Here is a 21388-nt window from a genome sequence, read left to right on the forward strand (position 1 = left end):
AAATCAATGTCAGTTAAGGTTACGTTTCCTGTGTTGCTTACCGTAATCGTGTAATCTATAGTGTCATCTATTAAACCTGGTAAACCAGCCGGAGTAACAGTTCCGTTTGTTGACTTTGTAACTGTAAGTTCAGGAGTTTGTGTAATTTCGAATGGCGTAACGTCATTTGTTGTATCACCATCATTATTATTTCCATTAACACTATCTATATCGTCTGTCTCTACAGTTTCTGGATCAGTTACAATAGTACCATCACCTGTAGTTCCTGTATCTGACACATCAATAATATCATCATTTGGATCTGATGTATTTCCTCCTGGTACTTCCGCTCTTACAGTTGCTGAATTTTCTACACCACCAGCATCTATATCAGTCTGTGTAATTACATAAGTACCACTACAAGTAGTACTTGCTCCAACGGCTAAACTTGTAGAAGAACAAGTTATAGTTCCTATTAAAGGGTCTGTTATAACTATGTCTGATAAAACTTCATCACTTGTATTTGTAACAGTAAATTCATAAGTTATTTCATCATCAATAATACCTGCATTACCTAAAGACGTAACTCCTGTTACGCTCTTAATTAGACTAATACTACAATTAGCATCAGATAAAACAATAGGCTCCAAAGCAACTTCAGCACAGTCCGTATTACCTACATATCTTACAGCGACAGAATAAGAACCTGCTGTTAAACCTGTAAAATTAGGGTCAGTTTGAAAAGGACCAGCTAATCCATTAACACTATATTCTATTGCTCCACCACCATTATCTACAGCAACTACACTAATTGCCCCAGTGCTTGTTAAACATGTTGGTTGAACAGCTGATGTCGCAGGACTAATAGTTGGTGGAGGCGTTAAAAACGCATTATCATACATAATGAATGCTTTTCCATCACCACCATCCTCAAAGTTAGGACCAACATCTGCTGCGCCAGTTTGTGTAACCCTAATTCCCTGTACATCAGTACCTGAAGGCACTAAAGCTGTTAATGGGTAAATAGCTAAATAGATAGTCTGATTAAAATCAGTGCCTATACCTGTACTTATATAATTTGAAGGATCAGCAATTATGACATTTCCTATTGGGTTTAATGAATTATCTAAAGCCTGAATACTTAATACATTATTTCCGTCACGCTCAGAAATTACCACATAACGATTAGAGGCTGCTGCAATTGAAGTGTTATATATAAATTCATTAAAATCTGTAGGATCTATAGTGTCATCCATTGATCCATAATGTCTTAAATCGTTTTCAAAGTTTGCAGCTAATAATGCTGAGTTATAAATTTCGACACCATCATCAATTGTAGCTGTTGTTGATAATTGATCTCTAATATACTGACTAGTTCCTCCTGGATTAGCATACTGATAATTTACATTATTAGGCGCATATATTTGGGTGAATGGGTTTGCTTGACCAGAAACGGTGATAGAATTCAAGACTGCCGGAAATCCTGCATTTGGTCCACTTGTTATATTAAAGCTAACTTCACTCGCCAATAATGCAGCCGTTGGGTTACCTCCAGGAATCGTATCAGGACAAGCATCATCGCTACACTCATATGGCGCTACAACTACATCATTGACAGTTAATGTTCTTGCTGGATCGGCAGAATAAGTTGCCGTTAACGAAATATCATTACCGTTCGCTGGCAACATAACCCCTACAAAGGTATATGAAGGTGCACTTAAACTAGAAACTGGGACTGAATCTGAACCATCTCCAGATAATACAAGATTTCCGGTTGCTGGTGGGTTATTAAAATATACAGTAATATCAGCTGTAAATGTGTCATCTGTAGTATCTAATGGTGTACCATTATCATTACATGTTGATTCGTTATTAGACTCAATATCACATATGTCTGGTACATTTAAAACTATTGGATTCAAAGCTTCTTCTGTACAACTAGGAGAATTAACATACCTAACGGCAACAGTATAAGAACCCGGAACTAAACCTGTAAAATTAGGGTTTGATTGAAAAGGACCTGTTAATCCATTAACACTATATTCTATAGCTCCACCACCATTATCTGTAGCATCAACAGATATTGAACCTTGTAAAGTCGTACAATCTGGTTGTATACTAGAAGTTGTTATATCAATAGTTGGTGGAAGTACCAAGAAACTTGGATCATAAATTATAAAAGCTTTACCGTCACCACCATCACCACCTGATGCCCCAGTTTGAGTCACTCTAATTCCTTGGATATCTGTACCTGAAGGCAAAAACGCCGTTAAAGGATAAATAGTAACAAAAACATTTTGATTAAAATCGGTACCAACACCTGTATCAATATAGTTAGTAGCATCAGCTATAATAATATTTCCAATTGGATTCAAATTATCATCTAATGCTTGTAAACTTAATTCGTTATTTCCATTTCGCTCAGTAATTACTACATATCTGTTTGAAGCAGCGGCAATTGGCGAATTGTAAATATACTCATTAAAATCAGTAGGATCAATGGTGTTATCCATGGATACATAATGCCTTAAGTCGTTCTCTGCATTAGCTGCTAATAACGCTTCGTTATAAATTTCTGGTCCATCTGCAATTGTGGCCGTTGTTGTTAACTGATCTCTAATAAACTGGCTACCAGCCGCTGGATTAGCATATTGATAATTTAAGTTATTTGGTGCATATATAGCTGAAAATGGATTAGGTTGACCAGCTATTGTTATTGAATTTAATTCTGCTGGAAATCCTGCACTTAAGCCACTATCAATATCAAAAGTTACATCTCCTGCGACTATTGCAGCAGTAGGATTATCACTTGGAATAACGTCAATACAAGCACTACAACCAGAAAAATCTGTTTCATCAGTCACAGCTGCATTGGTCCCTAAAGAATAATCAACTCCGGTTTCTGTTACCAAACCAGTATTAAGATCAACTGTTGCAGGATCACTTACTCCAAACTGTCCGCCATCGCTCCCGTCTGCATTGTTATCACTATAAGCTTCGTTTGCATCTGAACAACCATCTCCATCACTATCTGTATTTTGAAAATCGAAACTTCCATCGCTTAAAGTGTCAATTGGAACAATCCCAGTACTCGCTGAAGACGGAATACCTTCAGTACTTACTGTGCCATCAGCAATTCCGTCGTTATCAATGTCTGTTCCTCCTACTTCATCAATATCATAAATTCCATCATTATCAGAATCTAAATCTAAATCATCACTTACACCATCACCATCCCTATCCACACATGGTACAATAACGGCTACGTTCAAATCAGAACGTGCGTTGCCAAAATCCATAATAATAGTAAGATCGTTGATATCGTAAACCTCGATAGTCCAACCCTGAGGGTTACTAGTTGCAGGACCAAATGTAATTGAGCCTACTGCGTTAGACATAATGTTTAAGCCGTTCAATGGATCATTTACTACAAATGTAGAACCTGTAGCCGACAAAGTCCATTGATCAATTCCGTCAAAATTAACACCTGTATTTGTTGCAGGAGAAATAAGGAAAGTAGAAGGATTAGACGCATTAAGGCTCATTGTATTACCGTTATCTCGCAGTGCCACGTTACCATTATTGTCTGTATCCGCAACATCAACAAAACCAGTAGTACTTTGCATTAAAGTTGTATTTAAAACAGTATAGCTTTGCACTGTACTCGACAATCCTACAAATTGCATTGGAGCATAATTTTGACATTCTACTACATCTAAAATACCATCATTGTCATCATCTTTGTCACAAACATCAAAATAACCATCATTATCCGAGTCATTATAAGAAATTGTTACAGTATCAGTATTATTATTTAGATCAGTGTCTGTCTGATTTAATTCAATAATTTCCGAATTATATGTTAATGGAAAAGGGAGGGATGCAAAAGACGTTTCAACAGTTAAAACTACGTTCTCACCATCCTCTAGGCCAAAGATTAGCCAATTGTCAGAATTTATATCATAACTCGCAGATGCATTAGAACCAGCAGAAAAAACTGCAGTACTTGAAACATAGTTGAGCCCAGGCGGTATTGGTGCATCTACTTCAAAACTAGCAGCAGTCCCATTATTACTATTATTTGATATAACATTAATTAACTCTACAGTATTTGTTGTACAATAACTCTCCGGAGAAAATATTTGAGATTCAACGCTCAAATCAATTGAATTAAATATAATGCTATCTGTATTGTAGGCAGTAAATGCAATATCAGTATTTCCCGATAAATTATGAACGAAACCTGTTATTTGGCTTGCGTTAGCTAGAGTTATCCCAAAATCACTTAACTTAAAAGATAAAACTCTCAAGTCTCTATATGTATTTATACCAAATGTATTATCAACTACTCCTGTGACTGTATTGACTCTATAAATAGTCCAATCCATGCCAGAGACCACAGATGTAGAAGTAAAATCGACGACTACGATGTTACCCACAACAGTGCCAGAACTATCTACAAAACTAAACGTATCACTTCCTCCTGGAGCACCCGTTTGATTAACAATTATATCAGGAATATTATCTGTTATTGCCGCAGCAGATGGTACAGTTAAATAATCGTATGAAATATCTTGACTATTAATATTGAAAAAATTTGTACCTAATTCTAATCCGTTAGCACCATCTCGAATAAAATTTGCGGGTATAATTGGCGAAAAATTATTAATATAATCCGTTGGAGCATTTGTCTGAAGAGTACCTCCCCAATTATAGGCAACTCCTAATAACTCTTGGGTTGAATAGTTAATAGATCCAGGAGCCGGAAAAGCATGGAAATTTAATGCTGTAAAAGACACTCCATTTGCAGTTAAAATTGAATCATCAACACCCGTTGAATAGGTTTGACCATCTGCTTCAAATCCAATTAAGTTATTGGAATCTGTTGCGGTTGTATTGGTTATAATGGATGATGTAAAAAATCCGCTTTGATCACCATAAATAGTTGTAACCTCCTGCTGAGCACTAATCTTAAAAGAACCTATGAAGGCGCATAAGAAAATAATGATAAACTTAGAGTAGTAAATATTACTTAATATTAAAGACAATTTTAATTTGAGCCCAATAAATTTTGTAAACGAGAATCGAGTAGAGATTTTCATATAGTTAGATGGTTGATGTATAATTCAGTTTTATTGATAAATCGAACATAGCTATCGCTAAAAAGACAAATATATTCGACAAGGTGTGATAAACAAAATATATTGTAAGATAAATCCATATTTCTAAATATTATTAAATCATAGAATTATTTATACGGACAGATTAGGACATCCTAAAAAATTTTAAGTATTAAAAGCGAAGAGATTCTAGCTATTAATCAACTTCAAAAAATTAATCCCCAATTAACATAAGTAAAACTACAAAAAAAATGACAGTTTTTACATATATACGAATTAAGAATTCATTTGGTTTTTCTTTCTTCAGATAAATACCTTAATACTATTATATTTGCAAATCTATTGAAGAAAATCTTATGAGTTTTATAAAAGAAATAAACAGACGACGTACGTTTGGAATCATATCGCATCCTGATGCCGGAAAGACAACCCTTACAGAAAAATTATTACTATTTGGTGGCGCTATACAAGAAGCTGGAGCAGTAAAAAGTAATAAAATAAAAAAAGGAGCTACCAGTGATTTCATGGAAATTGAACGTCAGCGTGGTATATCTGTTGCAACCTCTGTCTTGGCTTTTGAATATAACGGTATTAAAATAAACATTTTAGATACACCAGGTCACAAGGATTTTGCTGAAGATACTTTTAGAACTCTAACCGCTGTAGATAGTGTGATTGTGGTAATTGATGTAGCAAAAGGTGTAGAGGAACAAACAGAAAAGTTAGTTGAAGTTTGTAGAATGCGAAATATACCGATTATCGTATTTATCAATAAAATGGATAGAGAAGGTAAAGATGCTTTTGACCTTTTAGATGAAATTGAACAAAAATTAGGCTTAAAAGTTGTGCCACTAAGTTTTCCTATTGGAATGGGATATGACTTTAAAGGAATCTATAATATATGGGAGAAAAATATCAATCTTTTCTCAGGTAACAGTAGAAAAGATATAGAAGAAACTATTGAAATTTCAGATTTATCATCTACAGAACTAGACAAACTTGTCGGAGAAACAGCAGCAAATACTTTACGAGATGAGATTGAACTCGTCTCTGGCATATATCCTGAATTTAATAAAGATGAATACCTTGTTGGTAACCAACAGCCTGTCTTTTTTGGCTCTGCCTTAAACAATTTTGGAGTACGTGAACTACTCGATTGTTTTATTGAAATCGCTCCAAAACCAAGACCTAAACAAAGTGAAGAGCGTTTGGTTGATCCAGACGAGAAGCAATTTAGTGGTTTTGTATTTAAAATCCATGCCAATATGGATCCTAATCACAGAAATAGACTCGCGTTTATAAAAATAGTTTCTGGAGAATTTAAAAGAAATACACCTTATTTACATGTAAGACATAATAAAAAATTAAAGTTTTCTAGCCCTAATGCATTTTTTGCTGAAAAAAAGGAAATCGTAGATATATCATATCCAGGAGATATTGTCGGTTTACAAGACACTGGTAGCTTTAAGATTGGAGACACACTTACTGAAGGTGAAGTCTTAAACTACAAAGGAGTTCCTAGTTTTTCACCAGAACATTTTAGGTATATTAATAATGCTGACCCAATGAAAGCCAAGCAGTTATATAAAGGCATAGACCAATTAATGGACGAAGGTGTAGCCCAATTATTTACACTAGATTTTAACGGTAGAAAAGTAATAGGAACTGTTGGAGCATTACAATATGAGGTGATACAATATAGGCTCGAGCACGAATATGGTGCCAAGTGTACTTACGAAAATTTAAATGTACACAAGGCCTGTTGGATTAAAACTGAAAATGAAAAGAGCGAGGAATACAAAGAGTTCATTAGAGTTAAGCAACGCTATTTAGCTAGAGACAAACAGAATCAGTTGGTTTTCTTAGCAGATTCTATGTTTTCATTACAAATGTCACAGCAAAAGTACCCAAGTATAACATTTCATATGACTTCAGAATTTGAATAAAAATCATGCATTTCATCGAAAATAATACCGTTCATCGTTATAATGTGCATTTAATCAGTATATTACCCACGTTAAATTATCTTTTGATTGTTTAAAAATTAAGATTAAACCCAACTAATCTACTTATTATGGAAATAAACGAAAACGTTTTCAGTAACGCAGAAATTACTGTTACCTACAAACCACGCTGTTGCTCTAATGCTGAATTATGTGCAAAACAGCTTTCAACTGTATTTAGAAGTTCAGTTATTCCTTGGATTAATTTAGAAGGAGCTCAAACGGATGACATTATTAATCAAATCAAAAAATGTCCATCTGGTGCATTACAATATCATTTAAATCAAAAAGATGTTGCTTAACCAAAATAAAAAAAGCCTTTAAATAAAAATTAAAGGCTTTTTTTATGAATATGACTATACAGAATACAAATTCTTATTTTAAATATGTTTTTAGGAGTTATTTATGAAAAACTATAAAACTATAGGCAAGAAATAAAATTATTCGTAAAAACTATATTTAAATCGATTGTTTTTCATTAATAAAATCAATTATTTTTATTGCATTCATTAACAAAATCAATAACACAATATTTTAAGCTTGACCTGTTGGTCCAAAGTTTAATGGGATAGGTGGTTGTTCATAATCCTTAATTTCTCCATGGGCTTTTTCAAATCTTGTAACGTTATCTGCTAAGGCCTTTAATAAACGTTTTGCATGTTGTGGTGTTAAAATGATTCTAGATTTTACCTTACTCTTTGGTGTTCCCGGCATTATACTCACAAAGTCCACAACAAATTCTGAAACCGAGTGGTTTATGATTGCTAAGTTAGAATAAGTACCTTCTGCTATTTTTTCGTCTAATTCTATATTAATTTGTCCCTTCTTAGGGTTATTTTTTTCGTCTGCCATTTTAAATAGGTTTAATTGAATCTCTTTAATCTGAGATTCATTTATTTTTAATTAAAAAAGCCTTCAAGTAAACTACAAGAAGGCTTTTATTATTTTAATATATTAAAGAAACTCCGAATTAATTAAAATTCATTTCTTCTTTAGCCTTCATCATTTCATTAAATTCTTGTTTAGAACCTACTATGATGTTTTCGTATTCTCTTACACCTGTTCCTGCTGGTATTCTATGACCAACTATTACATTTTCCTTAAGTCCTTCAAGAGAATCTACTTTACCATTTACAGCTGCTTCGTTAAGAACTTTTGTTGTTTCTTGGAACGATGCCGCAGAGATAAACGATTTAGTCTGTAATGAAGCTCTTGTAATACCTTGTAAAATTGGAGTTGCAGTCGCTGGACTAGCATCTCTTGCTGTTACAAGATTTTTATCTTCTCTTCTTAAGCTAGAATTCTCATCTCTAAGATCTCTAACAGTCACGATTTGACCAGACTTTAAGTTCTGTGAATCACCAGCATCTTCAACCACTTTCATTCCGAAAATTTTATCGTTTTCTTCAATGAAATCTGATTTATGAACTAATTGATTTTCTAAGAAAATCGTATCGCCAGAATCAATAATTCTAACTTTACGCATCATTTGTCTCACAACAACTTCGAAGTGTTTATCATTAATCTTCACACCTTGTAAACGGTATACTTCTTGAACTTCATTCACTAAGTATTGCTGTACAGCAGAAGGGCCTTTAATATTAAGGATATCGTTAGGTGTAATAGAACCATCTGATAATGGCATACCTGCTTTCACGTAATCATTCTCTTGTACAAGAATCTGATTAGATAATTTTACCAAGTATTTTCTAATATCACCTTGCTTAGATTCGATAATAATTTCGCGGTTACCACGCTTAATTTTACCAAATGAAACTACACCATCAATCGCACTTACAACAGCAGGATTAGAAGGGTTACGAGCTTCAAACAACTCAGTTACACGAGGAAGACCACCAGTAATATCACCAGCTTTAGCAGATTTACGAGGAATCTTAACTAAAATCTTACCAATTTCAATTTTATCACCATCGTCAATCATTATGTGGGCACCTACTGGTAAGTTGTAAGAACGAATAGTTTCTCCTTTAGAATCTTCAATTAATAACGTTGGTATTAATTTTTTGTTTCTAGATTCTGAAATTACTTTTTCTTGGAAACCGGTTTGCTCATCAATTTCAACTTGGTATGTAATACCTTGCTCAATATTTTCATATTTTACTTTACCAGCAAATTCTGAAATAATTACACCATTATAAGGATCCCATTGAGAGACTACGTCACCTTTCTTAAGTTTAGCACCTGGCTTAACAAAAATATGAGAACCATACTGAATATTATTAGTACTTAAAACAATTCCTGTTTTAGCATCCATTAATTTCAATTCTGAAGTTCTAGAGATTACAACGTCAACTTCGTTTCCTTCGTTATCCTTAGATTTTACAGTTTTAAGATCTTCAATTTCAGCAATACCATCAAACTTCACAGTTAATTTGTTATCCTCTGAAATGTTACCTGCAATACCACCTACGTGGAACGTACGTAATGTTAACTGTGTACCTGGCTCTCCAATTGATTGAGCAGCAACAACACCTACAGCTTCACCTCGTTGTACCATTTTACCAGTAGCTAGGTTACGACCATAACATTTAACACAAATTCCTTTCTTAGCTTCACAAGATAATGGAGAACGCACTTCGATAGACTCTAATGGAGAATTACCGATTTTCTTGGCGATAATATCATCAATATGTCCACCAGCTTCAACCAATAACTCTTCAGTTAATGGATCGTAAACATCGTTTAAAGATGTTCTACCTACAATTCTAGCTTCTAAACTCTCAACGATTTCTTCATTCTTCTTAAGTGCAGCAACCTCAATACCTCTTAATGTTCCACAATCTTCTTCATATACAATAACATCTTGAGACACATCTACTAAACGACGCGTTAAGTAACCAGCATCGGCCGTTTTAAGAGCTGTATCGGCAAGACCTTTACGTGCACCGTGAGTAGAGATAAAGTACTCTAAAATTGAAAGACCTTCTTTAAAGTTAGAAAGAATTGGATTTTCAATAATTTCTCCTCCACCTGCATTAGATTTTTTAGGTTTCGCCATTAATCCACGCATACCAGTTAACTGACGAATTTGCTCTTTAGAACCCCTTGCACCAGAATCTAGCATCATAAATACTGAGTTAAATCCTTGTTGATCTTCACGAATACGCTTCATAGACAATTCAGTCAATTCTGCATTTGTTGAAGTCCAAATATCAATAACTTGGTTATAACGCTCATTGTTAGTAATAAGTCCCATATTATAGTTACCCATAATACCATCAACTTGTTTATTAGCAGCAGCGATCATTGTATGCTTTTCTTGTGGAATAATAATATCACCTAAACTAAATGATAATCCACCTTGGAATGCAAACTTATAACCTTGTGTTTTTATTTCATCTAAGAAATCAGCCGTTTCAGGTACGCTAGTTTTTTTAAGAATACCGTGAATAATTTCTCTTAACGACTTTTTAGTTAATACCTCATTTATATAACCAGCAGCAGCAGGCACTTTTTCGTTGAAAAGTACACGACCAACTGTAGTCTCTATAATTTGTTGAGTTAATTCACCTTCTTCGTTAAAATCCATTGTTCTAACTTTAATACCAGCGTTTAAGTCCACTTGCTTTTCATTGTAAGCAATTGTCACTTCTTGTGGTGAATAAAAAGTTAAACCTTCTCCTTTTATTGGAACCTCTGGTGTAGATTTACGAAGCTTAGTCATATAATATAAACCAAGTACCATATCCTGAGAAGGTACGGTCACTGGCGATCCATTAGCTGGATTTAGTATATTATGTGAAGCCAACATTAATAATTGACATTCTAAAATAGCTTCTGGTCCTAATGGTAAATGCACAGCCATCTGGTCACCATCAAAATCGGCATTAAATGCAGTACACACTAATGGGTGTAACTGAATTGCTTTACCTTCAATAAGCTTAGGTTGGAATGCTTGTATACCAAGTCTGTGTAACGTAGGAGCACGATTTAAAAGAACTGGATGTCCTTTTAAAACATTCTCTAATATATCCCAAACTACAGGCTCTTTTCTATCTATAATTTTCTTTGCAGATTTTACAGTTTTTACAATTCCTCTTTCTATTAATTTTCTAATAATAAAAGGTTTGTAAAGCTCTGCTGCCATTCCTTTTGGCAATCCACATTCAAATAATCTTAATTCTGGTCCTACAACAATTACAGAACGTGCAGAATAATCAACACGCTTACCCAATAAGTTTTGACGGAAACGTCCTTGCTTACCTTTAAGTGAATCTGATAATGATTTTAATGGTCTATTAGAATCCGTTTTTACTGCAGATGATTTACGCGTGTTATCAAATAAAGAATCTACAGATTCTTGTAACATACGTTTTTCATTACGTAAAATTACTTCTGGTGCTTTTATCTCAACCAATCTCTTAAGACGGTTGTTACGGATAATTACACGACGGTATAAATCATTTAAATCTGAAGTCGCAAAACGACCACCATCTAAAGGTACTAAAGGTCTTAATTCTGGTGGAATTACAGGTACAGCCTTCATGATCATCCATTCTGGTCTGTTTTCTCTGTTTTCATTAGAATCTCTAAACGCTTCTACTACTTGTAAACGCTTTAAAGCTTCTGTTTTACGTTGCTTAGACGTTTCGTTATTAGCTTTATGTCTTAAATCATAAGATAATTGATCTAAATCAATTCTTGCTAATAAATCGATAAGACACTCAGCACCCATCTTAGCGATGAATTTGTTTGGATCTGTATCGTCTAAATATTGATTTTCTTGAGGAATAGTATCTAAGATATTTAAATACTCTTCTTCAGTTAAGAAATCCATTTTTTGAATTGGTTCACCTTCAGCATTCATCGCAATACCTGGTTGAATAACCACGTAACGCTCATAATAAATGATCATATCTAATTTCTTAGATGGTAATCCAAGAAGGTAACCTATTTTGTTTGGTAACGAACGGAAGTACCAAATATGAGCAACAGGTACCACTAAATTAATGTGCCCTACTCTATCTCTACGTACTTTCTTTTCTGTAACTTCTACACCACAACGGTCACATACAATACCCTTGTAACGTATTCTTTTATATTTACCACAAGCACATTCAAAATCCTTTACAGGACCAAAAATTCGCTCACAGAACAAACCATCTCTTTCTGGTTTGTGAGTTCGATAATTAATAGTTTCTGGCTTTAATACCTCTCCACGAGATGCTGCTAAAACAGACTCAGGTGATGCTAAACCAATAGAAATTTTATTAAATTTCTGTACTGTATTCTTATCTTGTTTTCTTGCCATGTTCTTTATAGTATTCAGTCTTCAGTCTTCAGTATACAGATTGACTGCATACTGACGACTGCCTACTATTTTTTATTCCTCTAATCTAATATCTAATCCTAAACCTTTCAATTCGTGCATAAGTACGTTGAATGATTCTGGTAGTCCTGGTTCTGGCATTGGCTCTCCCTTAACGATTGCTTCGTAAGTTTTTGCTCTACCAATAACATCATCTGATTTTACAGTTAAGATCTCACGTAAAGTACTAGATGCACCATACGCCTCAAGTGCCCAAACTTCCATTTCTCCAAAACGTTGTCCACCAAATTGCGCTTTACCACCTAATGGTTGTTGCGTAATTAATGAGTAAGGTCCAATAGAACGAGCGTGCATTTTATCATCAATCATGTGACCAAGTTTAATCATATAGATTACACCAACTGTTGCTGGTTGATCAAAACGATCTCCTGTTCCACCATCATAAAGATATGTATGTCCAAATCTTGGAATACCAGCTTCATCTGTATACTCGTTAATTTGGTCTAAAGTAGCACCATCAAAAATTGGTGTTGCATACTTTCTACCTAAATCTTGACCAGCCCAACCTAATACTGTTTCATAGATCTGACCGATGTTCATACGAGAAGGTACACCAAGTGGATTTAATACGATATCAACAGGCGTTCCATCCTCTAAGAAAGGCATATCTTCTTGACGTACAATACGTGCAACAATACCTTTGTTACCGTGACGACCTGCCATTTTATCACCAACTTTTAGTTTACGCTTTTTAGCAATATAAACCTTAGCTAATTTAATAATACCTGCTGGTAATTCATCTCCTACAGAAACTGTAAACTTCTCACGTCTTAATGAACCTTGAAGATCGTTTTCCTTAATCTTATAATTATGGATTAAATCTGCAACTAATTCATTTGTATGATCATCAGTTGTCCATTTTCCAGAAGTTAAATGCGTATAATCATCAACAGCGTTTAACATTTTTAAGGTATACTTCTTACCTTTTGGAATAATTTCTTCCCCTAAATCATTATAAATTCCTTGAGCAGTTTTACCGTTTACAATGTTGAATAATTTTTCAACCACGATATTTTTAAGCTCATCAAATCTATTATCGTAAGCATTTTCTAATGCTTCGATATCCTCTTTATCTTGTGCTCTCTTACGTTTATCTTTAACGGCTCTAGCAAATAATTTTTTATTAATTACTACACCATTAAGCGATGGAGAAGCTTTTAAAGAAGCATCTTTTACATCACCTGCTTTATCACCAAAGATAGCTCTAAGAAGTTTTTCTTCTGGAGTTGGATCAGATTCTCCTTTAGGTGTAATCTTACCTATTAAGATATCTCCTGGTTTGATTTCTGCACCAATGCGAATCATACCATTTTCATCTAGATCTTTGGTAGCTTCTTCAGAAACATTAGGAATGTCATTAGTTAATTCTTCATTACCTAATTTAGTATCTCTAACCTCTAAAGAATATTCATCAATATGAATAGATGTAAATACATCCTCTCTAACTACTTTTTCAGAAATTACAATCGCATCCTCAAAGTTATACCCTTTCCAAGGCATAAAGGCTACTTTCATATTTCTACCAAGTGCTAATTCACCATTTTCCGTCGCATAACCTTGACAAAGAACTTGCCCTTTTGCAACTTTATCACCTTTCTCAACGATTGGCTTTAAGTTGATAGACGTGCCTTGATTTGTTTTTCTAAATTTAACTAAAGGATATGTTTTTGTATCACTTTCAAAGCTAACCATAGCTTCTTCTTCTGTACGTTCGTATCTAATAGTTATTTTTTCTGCATCAACGTATTCAACAGTACCAGCTCCTTCCGCATTTATCAATACTCTAGAATCTGAAGCTACTTGACGCTCTAAACCTGTTCCTACAATTGGTGCTTCAGGTCTTAATAATGGTACAGCCTGACGCATCATGTTAGATCCCATTAATGCACGGTTGGCATCATCATGTTCTAAGAACGGGATTAACGAAGCAGATATTGATGTAATTTGGTTTGGAGCTACATCAGTATAATCTACTTGTGATGGCTCAATTACAGGGAAATCACCTTCTTGACGAGAAATGATTTTGTCTGCTAATATTGTTCCTTTCTCATCAACTTTAATTGTTGCTTGAGCAATTAACATATTTTCTTCCTCTTCTGCACTTAAATATGTTGGTGCATTTTGTATATCTACAACACCTTCTTCCACTTTTCTATATGGTGTTTCAATGAATCCCATAGAATTCACTTTAGCAAATACAGATAAAGAAGAAATTAAACCAATATTTGGTCCTTCTGGTGTTTCAATAGGACATAAACGTCCGTAGTGAGTATAGTGAACATCACGTACCTCGAAACCTGCTCTCTCTCTTGATAAACCACCTGGTCCAAGTGCTGAAAGACGACGCTTATGCGTAATCTCTGCAAGAGGATTCGTTTGGTCCATAAATTGTGATAACTGGTTTGTACCAAAGAAAGAATTAATAACTGAAGATAAGGTCTTAGCATTAATCAAATCAATAGGTGTAAATACTTCGTTATCACGCACATTCATACGCTCACGAATAGTACGTGCCATACGAGCTAAACCAACTCCAAATTGAGAAGATAATTGTTCACCTACTGTACGTACACGACGGTTAGATAAGTGATCGATATCATCAATCTCTGCTTTAGAATTAATTAACTCAATTAAATATTTTATAATAGTTATAATATCTTCTTTAGTAAGCACTTGCTTATCCATTCCGATATCTAACTGTAATTTCTTATTCATTCTGTAACGACCTACTTCACCTAAAGAGTAACGTTGGTCAGAAAAGAATAATTTGTCAATAATACCACGAGCAGTCTCTTCATCTGGCGGCTCGGCATTACGTAATTGACGGTAGATATGCTCAACAGCTTCTTTTTCAGAATTTGTTGGATCTTTTTGTAATGTATTGTGGATTATTGCATAATCTCCTTGTTGCGCACTTTCTTTGTGTAAAAGAATAGTTTTTACTTCTGCCTCAAGAATTTCTTCAATATTGTCTTTGTCTATTATGGTGTCACGATCTAATACAATTTCGTTACGCTCAATAGATACTACTTCACCAGTATCTTCATCAACGAAATCTTCATGCCAAGTATTAAGTACACGAGCCGCAAGTTTACGACCGATAACTTTTTTTAATCCAGATTTTGAAACCTTAACTTCTTCTGCTAAGTCAAAAATCTCTAAAATATCTTTATCACGTTCAAAACCAATAGCTCTGAATAAAGTTGTTACAGGTAACTTCTTCTTTCTATCAATATAGGCATACATTACTTGATTGATATCAGTAGCAAATTCAATCCAAGATCCCTTAAAAGGTATTACTCTAGCTGAATATAATTTTGTTCCATTAGCATGGAATGATTGACTAAAGAATACACCTGGTGATCTATGTAATTGAGATACGACTACACGCTCTGCTCCATTAATACAAAATGTACCACTTGGAGTCATATAAGGTATAGTACCTAAATAAACATCTTGAACGATTGTTTCGAAATCCTCATGTTCTGGATCTGTACAATACAACTTCAATCTTGCTTTTAAAGGCACACTGTAAGTTAATCCTCTTTCAATACATTCTTCTATAGAATATCTTGGTGGATCAATAAAGTAATCTAAAAATTCTAATACGAATTGATTACGTGTATCTGTTATTGGGAAGTTCTCCATGAAGGTGTTGTATAAACCTTCAGTACCTCTTTCTTCTGACTTTGTTTCTAATTGGAAAAAATCCTGGAAGGATTTAATTTGGATATCCAAAAAGTCTGGGTAATCTGTCCTATTTACAATAGAAGAGAAATTAATTCTTTCAGCCTTTTTTGCTAACATTGATGAACGAGATTTTTATTAAATAAAAACTAAAAAATGTATATAACGTTTATATACACAAAATGGTCTAGGTCTTAGAGTATTACTCTAGACCTAAACCTTGTATTGTAGATGGGTTAAGCTTACTTAAGCTCAACTTCAGCACCAGCCTCTTCTAACTGAGATTTTAATGCTTCAGCTTCGTCTTTAGCTACACCTTCTTTGATTGCACTTGGTGCATCATCAACTAATCCTTTTGCTTCTTTTAAACCTAAACCAGTTAATTCCTTAACTAATTTTACTACAGCTAGTTTAGAACCACCTGCCGCTTTTAAGATAACATCGAATTCAGTTTGCTCTTCAGCGGCATCACCACCAGCAGCACCACCAGCAGCAACTGCAACTGCAGCAGCAGCAGGCTCAATACCGTACTCATCTTTTAATATAGTTGCTAATTCGTTAACTTCTTTTACTGTTAAGTTAACTAATTGTTCTGCGAAATCTTTTAAATCTGCCATTTTTCTAATGTTTAATAATGTGTGTTATAATTTAATTTTCTATTGTGTATTCTTAAAAATTATCCTTCTCTTTCAGATAATGTTTTTACGATACCTGCGATAGTACCACCACTTGATTTAAGAGCAGAGATAACGTTCTTAGCAGGTGACTGTAATAATCCTACAATCTCACCGATAAGTTCTTCTCTAGACTTAATATCAACTAATGCATCTAGTAATTCGTCTCCAATGTAAATAGACTCCTCAATAAAAGCTCCTTTTAATAAAGGTTTTTCAGATTTTTTACGGAATTCTTTAATTACTTTGGCAGGTGCGTTTCCTGTTTCAGAGTACATTACAGATGTATTACCTTTTAAAGTTGTTGGTAAGTCACCGAAATCTTTCTCCGATGCATCCATTGCTTTCTCTAAAAGTGTATTTTTTACAACTGCTAACTTTATGTTAGACTTGAAACACGCTCTTCTTAAATTTGAAGTTGTTGCTGCATCTAATCCAGAAATATCTGTTAAATAGATATTTGTATTATCTGCTAACTGTGCAGTCAACTCTTCAATTACTTGGGATTTTTCTTCTCTTGTCATAATATTCTAAGTTTAACTACTATCCTATTTTTGTATCAACTGCAATACTTGGACTCATTGTACTAGACATGTAAATGCTTTTTACATAAGTTCCTTTTGACGCAGTAGGCTTTAACTTCATTATTGTAGATAATAATTCTTGAGCATTCCCAATAATTTTATCTGTACTAAACGATGCTTTACCTATTGGTGCATGAATAATACCAGTTTTATCTACTTTAAAATCAATTTTACCAGCTTTTACTTCAGAAACTGCTTTTGCAACATCCATAGTAACTGTTCCTGTTTTAGGGTTTGGCATAAGACCTCTTGGCCCTAATACTCTACCTAATGGTCCTAACTTACCCATTATGCTTGGCATAGTAACGATAACGTCAACATCTGTCCAACCATCTTTAATTTTCTGTAAGTACTCATCTAATCCAACATAATCAGCACCGGCTTCTTTTGCCTCTGCTTCTTTATCTGGAGTCACAAGCGCAAGAACCTTCATGTCTTTACCTGTTCCGTGTGGTAATGAAACTACACCACGAACCATTTGATTAGCCTTACGTGGATCAACACCTAATCTGATTGCTAAATCTACTGAAGCATCAAACTTAGTATATGTAATTTCTTTTAGTAATGCAGAAGCCTCTTCTAAAGAATAGATTTTATTGCTATCTACCTTTGCTTGTGCTTCTTTTTTCTTTTTTGTTAATCTTGCCATTTCTAAAAAATTTAGTTTGGAGCTTCTCCTCCTTTTACAGTGATACCCATCGATCTTGCTGTACCGGCAACCATTTTCATAGCTGATCCGATTTCAAAGGCATTTAAATCTACCATTTTGTCTTCAGCAATTGCTTTAACTTGATCCCAAGTTACTTTTGCTACTTTACGTCGGTTTGGTTCTCCTGATCCTTTCTTTACTTTGGCCGCTTCTAATAATTGTACTGCTGCTGGTGGTGTCTTAATTACAAATTCAAACGATTTGTCTTTGTAAACAGATATTACCACAGGTAAAACTTTACCTGCTTTATCTTGAGTTCTAGCATTAAATTGCTTACAAAACTCCATGATATTAACTCCAGCGGCACCTAAAGCGGGTCCTACCGGTGGCGATGGATTCGCAGCACCTCCCCGAACTTGTAGCTTAACTACTTTGTCTATTTCTTTTGCCATTTCTTAAAATTTATTACGAATATCTACATTGGAAGCATAGATAAACGCTCTTTACTGTAACAATTATTATACTTTTTCTACTTGCATATAACTTAACTCTAATGGTGTTTTTCTTCCAAAAATTTTGACCATTACTTCAAGTTTACGCTTTTCTTCATTTATTTTCTCTATAGTACCATCGAACCCATTAAAAGGACCATCAATAACTTTAACAGTTTCTCCTTTTGTAAATGGTATTGCTACATTAGCATCAGCTTCTACAGATAATTCATCCACTTTACCTAACATTCTGTTTACTTCAGATTGCCTTAATGGAACTGGATCACCACCTTTAGTTTCACCTAAAAAACCAATTACATTTGTTATTGATTTAATTATATGTGGAATCTCTCCACTTAAATTAGCTTGAACCATTATATAACCAGGAAAATAAACCTTCTCCTTTTGTATTTTTTTACCGTTACGGATTTGAATAACCTTTTCCGTTGGAACTAAAACTTGATCAACAAAATCATTTAAACCTAATCTCGAGATTTCATTCTCTATATAAGTTTTAATTTTATTTTCCTGACCACTTACTGCTCTAACAACATACCACTTTTTTTCAGACATCTTCTTATTGTATAATTGTTAGTGTATCATTTCAAAATAAGCCTTTACCGCTTTACTAAACACAGTATCAACTCCCCAAATAGCTAAAGAAAAAATAATTGAAAAAACAGCTACAATTACTGTAAGTTTTTGAGCTTCAGGCCATGGTGTCCAAGACACATTGTTCTTTAACTCTTCAAACGATTCTTTTATATATTTTACTAATCCTGCCATTTGATTTAAAATTTTATTGAGGTCACAGATGACCTATTTGCATTTTGCACGGGTTGAGAGACTCGAACTCACGACACCTGGTTTTGGAGACCAGTGCTCTACCAACTGAGCTAAACCCGTAAACAATAATCAAGGCATCCCGAAATCTCGAGACACCTTAATTAATTATTTAACTATATTGTTTAGTCTAAAATTTCAGTAACCTGACCAGCACCAACTGTTCTACCACCTTCACGGATAGCGAAACGTAAACCTACGTTCATTGCAATTGTGTTAATCAAATCTACAGTAATTGTCAAGTTATCACCTGGCATTACCATTTCAACTCCATCAGGAAGTGCAATGTTTCCAGTTACATCAGTTGTACGCACGTAGAACTGTGGACGATAGTTGTTATGAAATGGAGTGTGACGTCCACCTTCTTCTTTCTTAAGGATATAAACCTCTGCTTTAAACTTAGAGTGAGGAGTTACAGAACCTGGCTTAGTAATTACCATACCTCTTGAGATTTGAGATTTCTCAATACCTCTTAATAAGATACCAGCGTTATCACCAGCTTCACCTCTATCTAAGATTTGACGGAACATTTCAATACCAGTAATAGTAGATGTTAATTTCTCAGCACCCATACCAATAATTTCAACAGGATCTCCAGTGTTTGCAACACCAGTCTCAATACGACCAGTTGCTACTGTACCACGACCTGTAATTGAAAATACATCTTCAATAGGCATTAAGAAAGGCTTGTCCATATCACGAACTGGCTCTTCAATCCATGCATCAACTTCTTTCATTAATTCCATTACAGTATCAACCCACTTTTGCTCACCATTAAGTGCACCTAAAGCAGAACCTGCTACTACAGGACCATTATCACCATCATACTCGTAGAATGATAATAAATCTCTGATTTCCATTTCAACTAATTCTAATAACTCTTCATCATCAACCATATCCACTTTATTCATGAATACAACGATACGAGGAATACCTACCTGACGACCAAGTAAGATGTGCTCACGAGTTTGTGGCATAGGACCATCTGTTGCAGCAACAACTAAAATAGCACCATCCATTTGTGCAGCACCTGTAACCATGTTCTTTACGTAATCCGCGTGACCTGGACAGTCAACGTGAGCGTAGTGACGATTAGCAGTTGCATATTCAACGTGAGAAGTATTAATTGTTATACCTCTTTCTTTTTCTTCTGGTGCATTATCAATTTGATCAAATGATCTTGCTTCAGATAAACCTGCATCAGCTAATACTTTAGTAATAGCAGCAGTTAAAGTTGTTTTACCGTGATCTACGTGTCCAATAGTACCTATGTTTAAGTGTGGTTTTGAACGATCGAAAGTTGCCTTTGCCATGTTTAATTTATTTTATTCTTATTTAATATTAGTGTTCAATTTTTTTATTCTAATCCGCTTAGAAAAAAGAGCCAATGACGAGATTTGAACTCGTGACCTCTTCCTTACCAAGGAAACGCTCTACCCCTGAGCTACACCGGCATACTACTATAAATAGCCGATTTCGAATTACGATATATAAGTATAAATCCTAACTCGTAAATTTTAGAGCGAGAGACCGGGTTCGAACCGGCGACATTCAGCTTGGAAGGCTGACGCTCTACCAACTGAGCTACTCTCGCATTTATCAAAATTTTTACACTTTGATTGGTATTCATTATTTCAATCTAAAACAAATTCCCTAAGAAATTTATCTTACATTCTCCGTAAATAGTTTTGCAAAAATACACTTTTAAACCTTTACGTGAAAATTTTTGTGGGGAGAGCAGGATTCGAACCTGCGAAGACGTAGTCAGCAGATTTACAGTCTGCCCTCGTTGGCCGCTTGAGTATCTCCCCAAAACTTAAATTCAATATATCAATTTAATAAAAATCTAATTCTTTTTAAATTTAAAAAATTAAACTTTCAAAGAGCCGATGGAGGGACTCGAACCCACGACCTGCTGATTACAAATCAGCTGCTCTAGCCAGCTGAGCTACATCGGCTTTTTCTTACTTTTTTACTACTATAATTAAGCTTAAAAAAAGCCCGCTAT

The 21388-nt window shown here is 34.5% G+C and carries 13 protein-coding genes and 5 tRNA genes; 2 read left to right on the plus strand and 16 right to left on the minus strand.

Annotated features, from left to right (window positions below; translation table 11 throughout):
* Positions 1–5027, minus strand: a 5027-nt coding sequence (locus tag ACJBCC_RS14770) for a hypothetical protein (RefSeq protein ID WP_407557609.1), incomplete at its 3' end; no start/stop codon positions are given.
* 428 nt (positions 5028–5455) lie between these two features.
* Between ACJBCC_RS14770 and ACJBCC_RS14775 the strand changes: the two genes are divergently transcribed.
* Positions 5456–7045, plus strand: a complete 1590-nt coding sequence (locus ACJBCC_RS14775; RefSeq protein ID WP_299103089.1) for a peptide chain release factor 3 — start codon at positions 5456–5458, stop codon at positions 7043–7045.
* Positions 7046–7173: 128 nt separating this feature from the next.
* Complete coding sequence (locus ACJBCC_RS14780) at positions 7174–7404, plus strand: (4Fe-4S)-binding protein (protein WP_299103087.1); 231 nt, start codon at positions 7174–7176, stop codon at positions 7402–7404.
* A 232-nt stretch (positions 7405–7636) separates the two neighbouring features.
* Here the strand turns inward: ACJBCC_RS14780 and ACJBCC_RS14785 are convergent, their stop codons facing one another.
* From ACJBCC_RS14785 to ACJBCC_RS14855, 15 genes are all read right to left on the minus strand, one after another.
* Entirely contained in the window at positions 7637–7954 is a 318-nt protein-coding gene (locus ACJBCC_RS14785) for a DUF3467 domain-containing protein (protein ID WP_299103084.1), read from the minus strand.
* Positions 7955–8072: 118 nt separating this feature from the next.
* Positions 8073–12374 carry a DNA-directed RNA polymerase subunit beta' gene (gene rpoC / locus ACJBCC_RS14790; protein ID WP_299103082.1) on the minus strand — a complete coding sequence of 1434 codons (4302 nt, stop codon included), beginning with the start codon at positions 12372–12374 and terminating at the stop codon, positions 8073–8075.
* Positions 12375–12446: 72 nt separating this feature from the next.
* Positions 12447–16259 (minus strand): DNA-directed RNA polymerase subunit beta, encoded by a 3813-nt coding sequence (rpoB, locus tag ACJBCC_RS14795; protein WP_299103080.1) that lies wholly within the window; start codon positions 16257–16259, stop codon positions 12447–12449.
* A 122-nt stretch (positions 16260–16381) separates the two neighbouring features.
* Positions 16382–16756 (minus strand): 50S ribosomal protein L7/L12, encoded by a 375-nt coding sequence (gene rplL / locus ACJBCC_RS14800; RefSeq protein WP_299103078.1) that lies wholly within the window; start codon positions 16754–16756, stop codon positions 16382–16384.
* 59 nt (positions 16757–16815) lie between these two features.
* Positions 16816–17337: a 50S ribosomal protein L10 gene (gene rplJ, locus ACJBCC_RS14805; RefSeq protein ID WP_299103077.1), complete on the minus strand. Its 522-nt coding sequence runs from the start codon at positions 17335–17337 to the stop codon at positions 16816–16818.
* Between the two features lie 19 nt (positions 17338–17356).
* A complete protein-coding gene (gene rplA / locus ACJBCC_RS14810; RefSeq protein ID WP_407557610.1) occupies positions 17357–18046 on the minus strand; it encodes a 50S ribosomal protein L1 in 690 nt (229 codons plus the stop codon).
* An 11-nt stretch (positions 18047–18057) separates the two neighbouring features.
* On the minus strand, positions 18058–18498 hold the full coding sequence (gene rplK, locus ACJBCC_RS14815; RefSeq protein ID WP_299103073.1) for a 50S ribosomal protein L11: 441 nt from the start codon (positions 18496–18498) through the stop codon (positions 18058–18060).
* A 66-nt stretch (positions 18499–18564) separates the two neighbouring features.
* The gene (gene nusG, locus ACJBCC_RS14820; RefSeq protein WP_299103071.1) at positions 18565–19110 is read right to left on the minus strand and encodes a transcription termination/antitermination protein NusG; all 546 of its coding nucleotides are present in this window, start codon (positions 19108–19110) and stop codon (positions 18565–18567) included.
* Positions 19111–19128: 18 nt separating this feature from the next.
* On the minus strand, positions 19129–19323 hold the full coding sequence (gene secE / locus ACJBCC_RS14825) for a preprotein translocase subunit SecE (protein WP_407557611.1): 195 nt from the start codon (positions 19321–19323) through the stop codon (positions 19129–19131).
* Between the two features lie 47 nt (positions 19324–19370).
* A tRNA-Trp gene (locus tag ACJBCC_RS14830) sits at positions 19371–19443 on the minus strand.
* A gap of 62 nt (positions 19444–19505) precedes the next feature.
* Positions 19506–20693: an elongation factor Tu gene (gene tuf, locus ACJBCC_RS14835; RefSeq protein ID WP_299103067.1), complete on the minus strand. Its 1188-nt coding sequence runs from the start codon at positions 20691–20693 to the stop codon at positions 19506–19508.
* A 69-nt stretch (positions 20694–20762) separates the two neighbouring features.
* Positions 20763–20834, minus strand: a tRNA-Thr gene (locus ACJBCC_RS14840).
* Between the two features lie 67 nt (positions 20835–20901).
* Positions 20902–20974 (minus strand) — tRNA-Gly (locus tag ACJBCC_RS14845).
* A gap of 135 nt (positions 20975–21109) precedes the next feature.
* A tRNA-Tyr gene (locus ACJBCC_RS14850) sits at positions 21110–21191 on the minus strand.
* Between the two features lie 73 nt (positions 21192–21264).
* A tRNA-Thr gene (locus ACJBCC_RS14855) sits at positions 21265–21338 on the minus strand.
* Between the last annotated feature and the right edge of the window lie 50 nt (positions 21339–21388).

Source organism: Winogradskyella sp. 4-2091, assembly GCF_045765065.1.
Taxonomy (GTDB): Bacteria; Bacteroidota; Bacteroidia; order Flavobacteriales; family Flavobacteriaceae; genus Winogradskyella.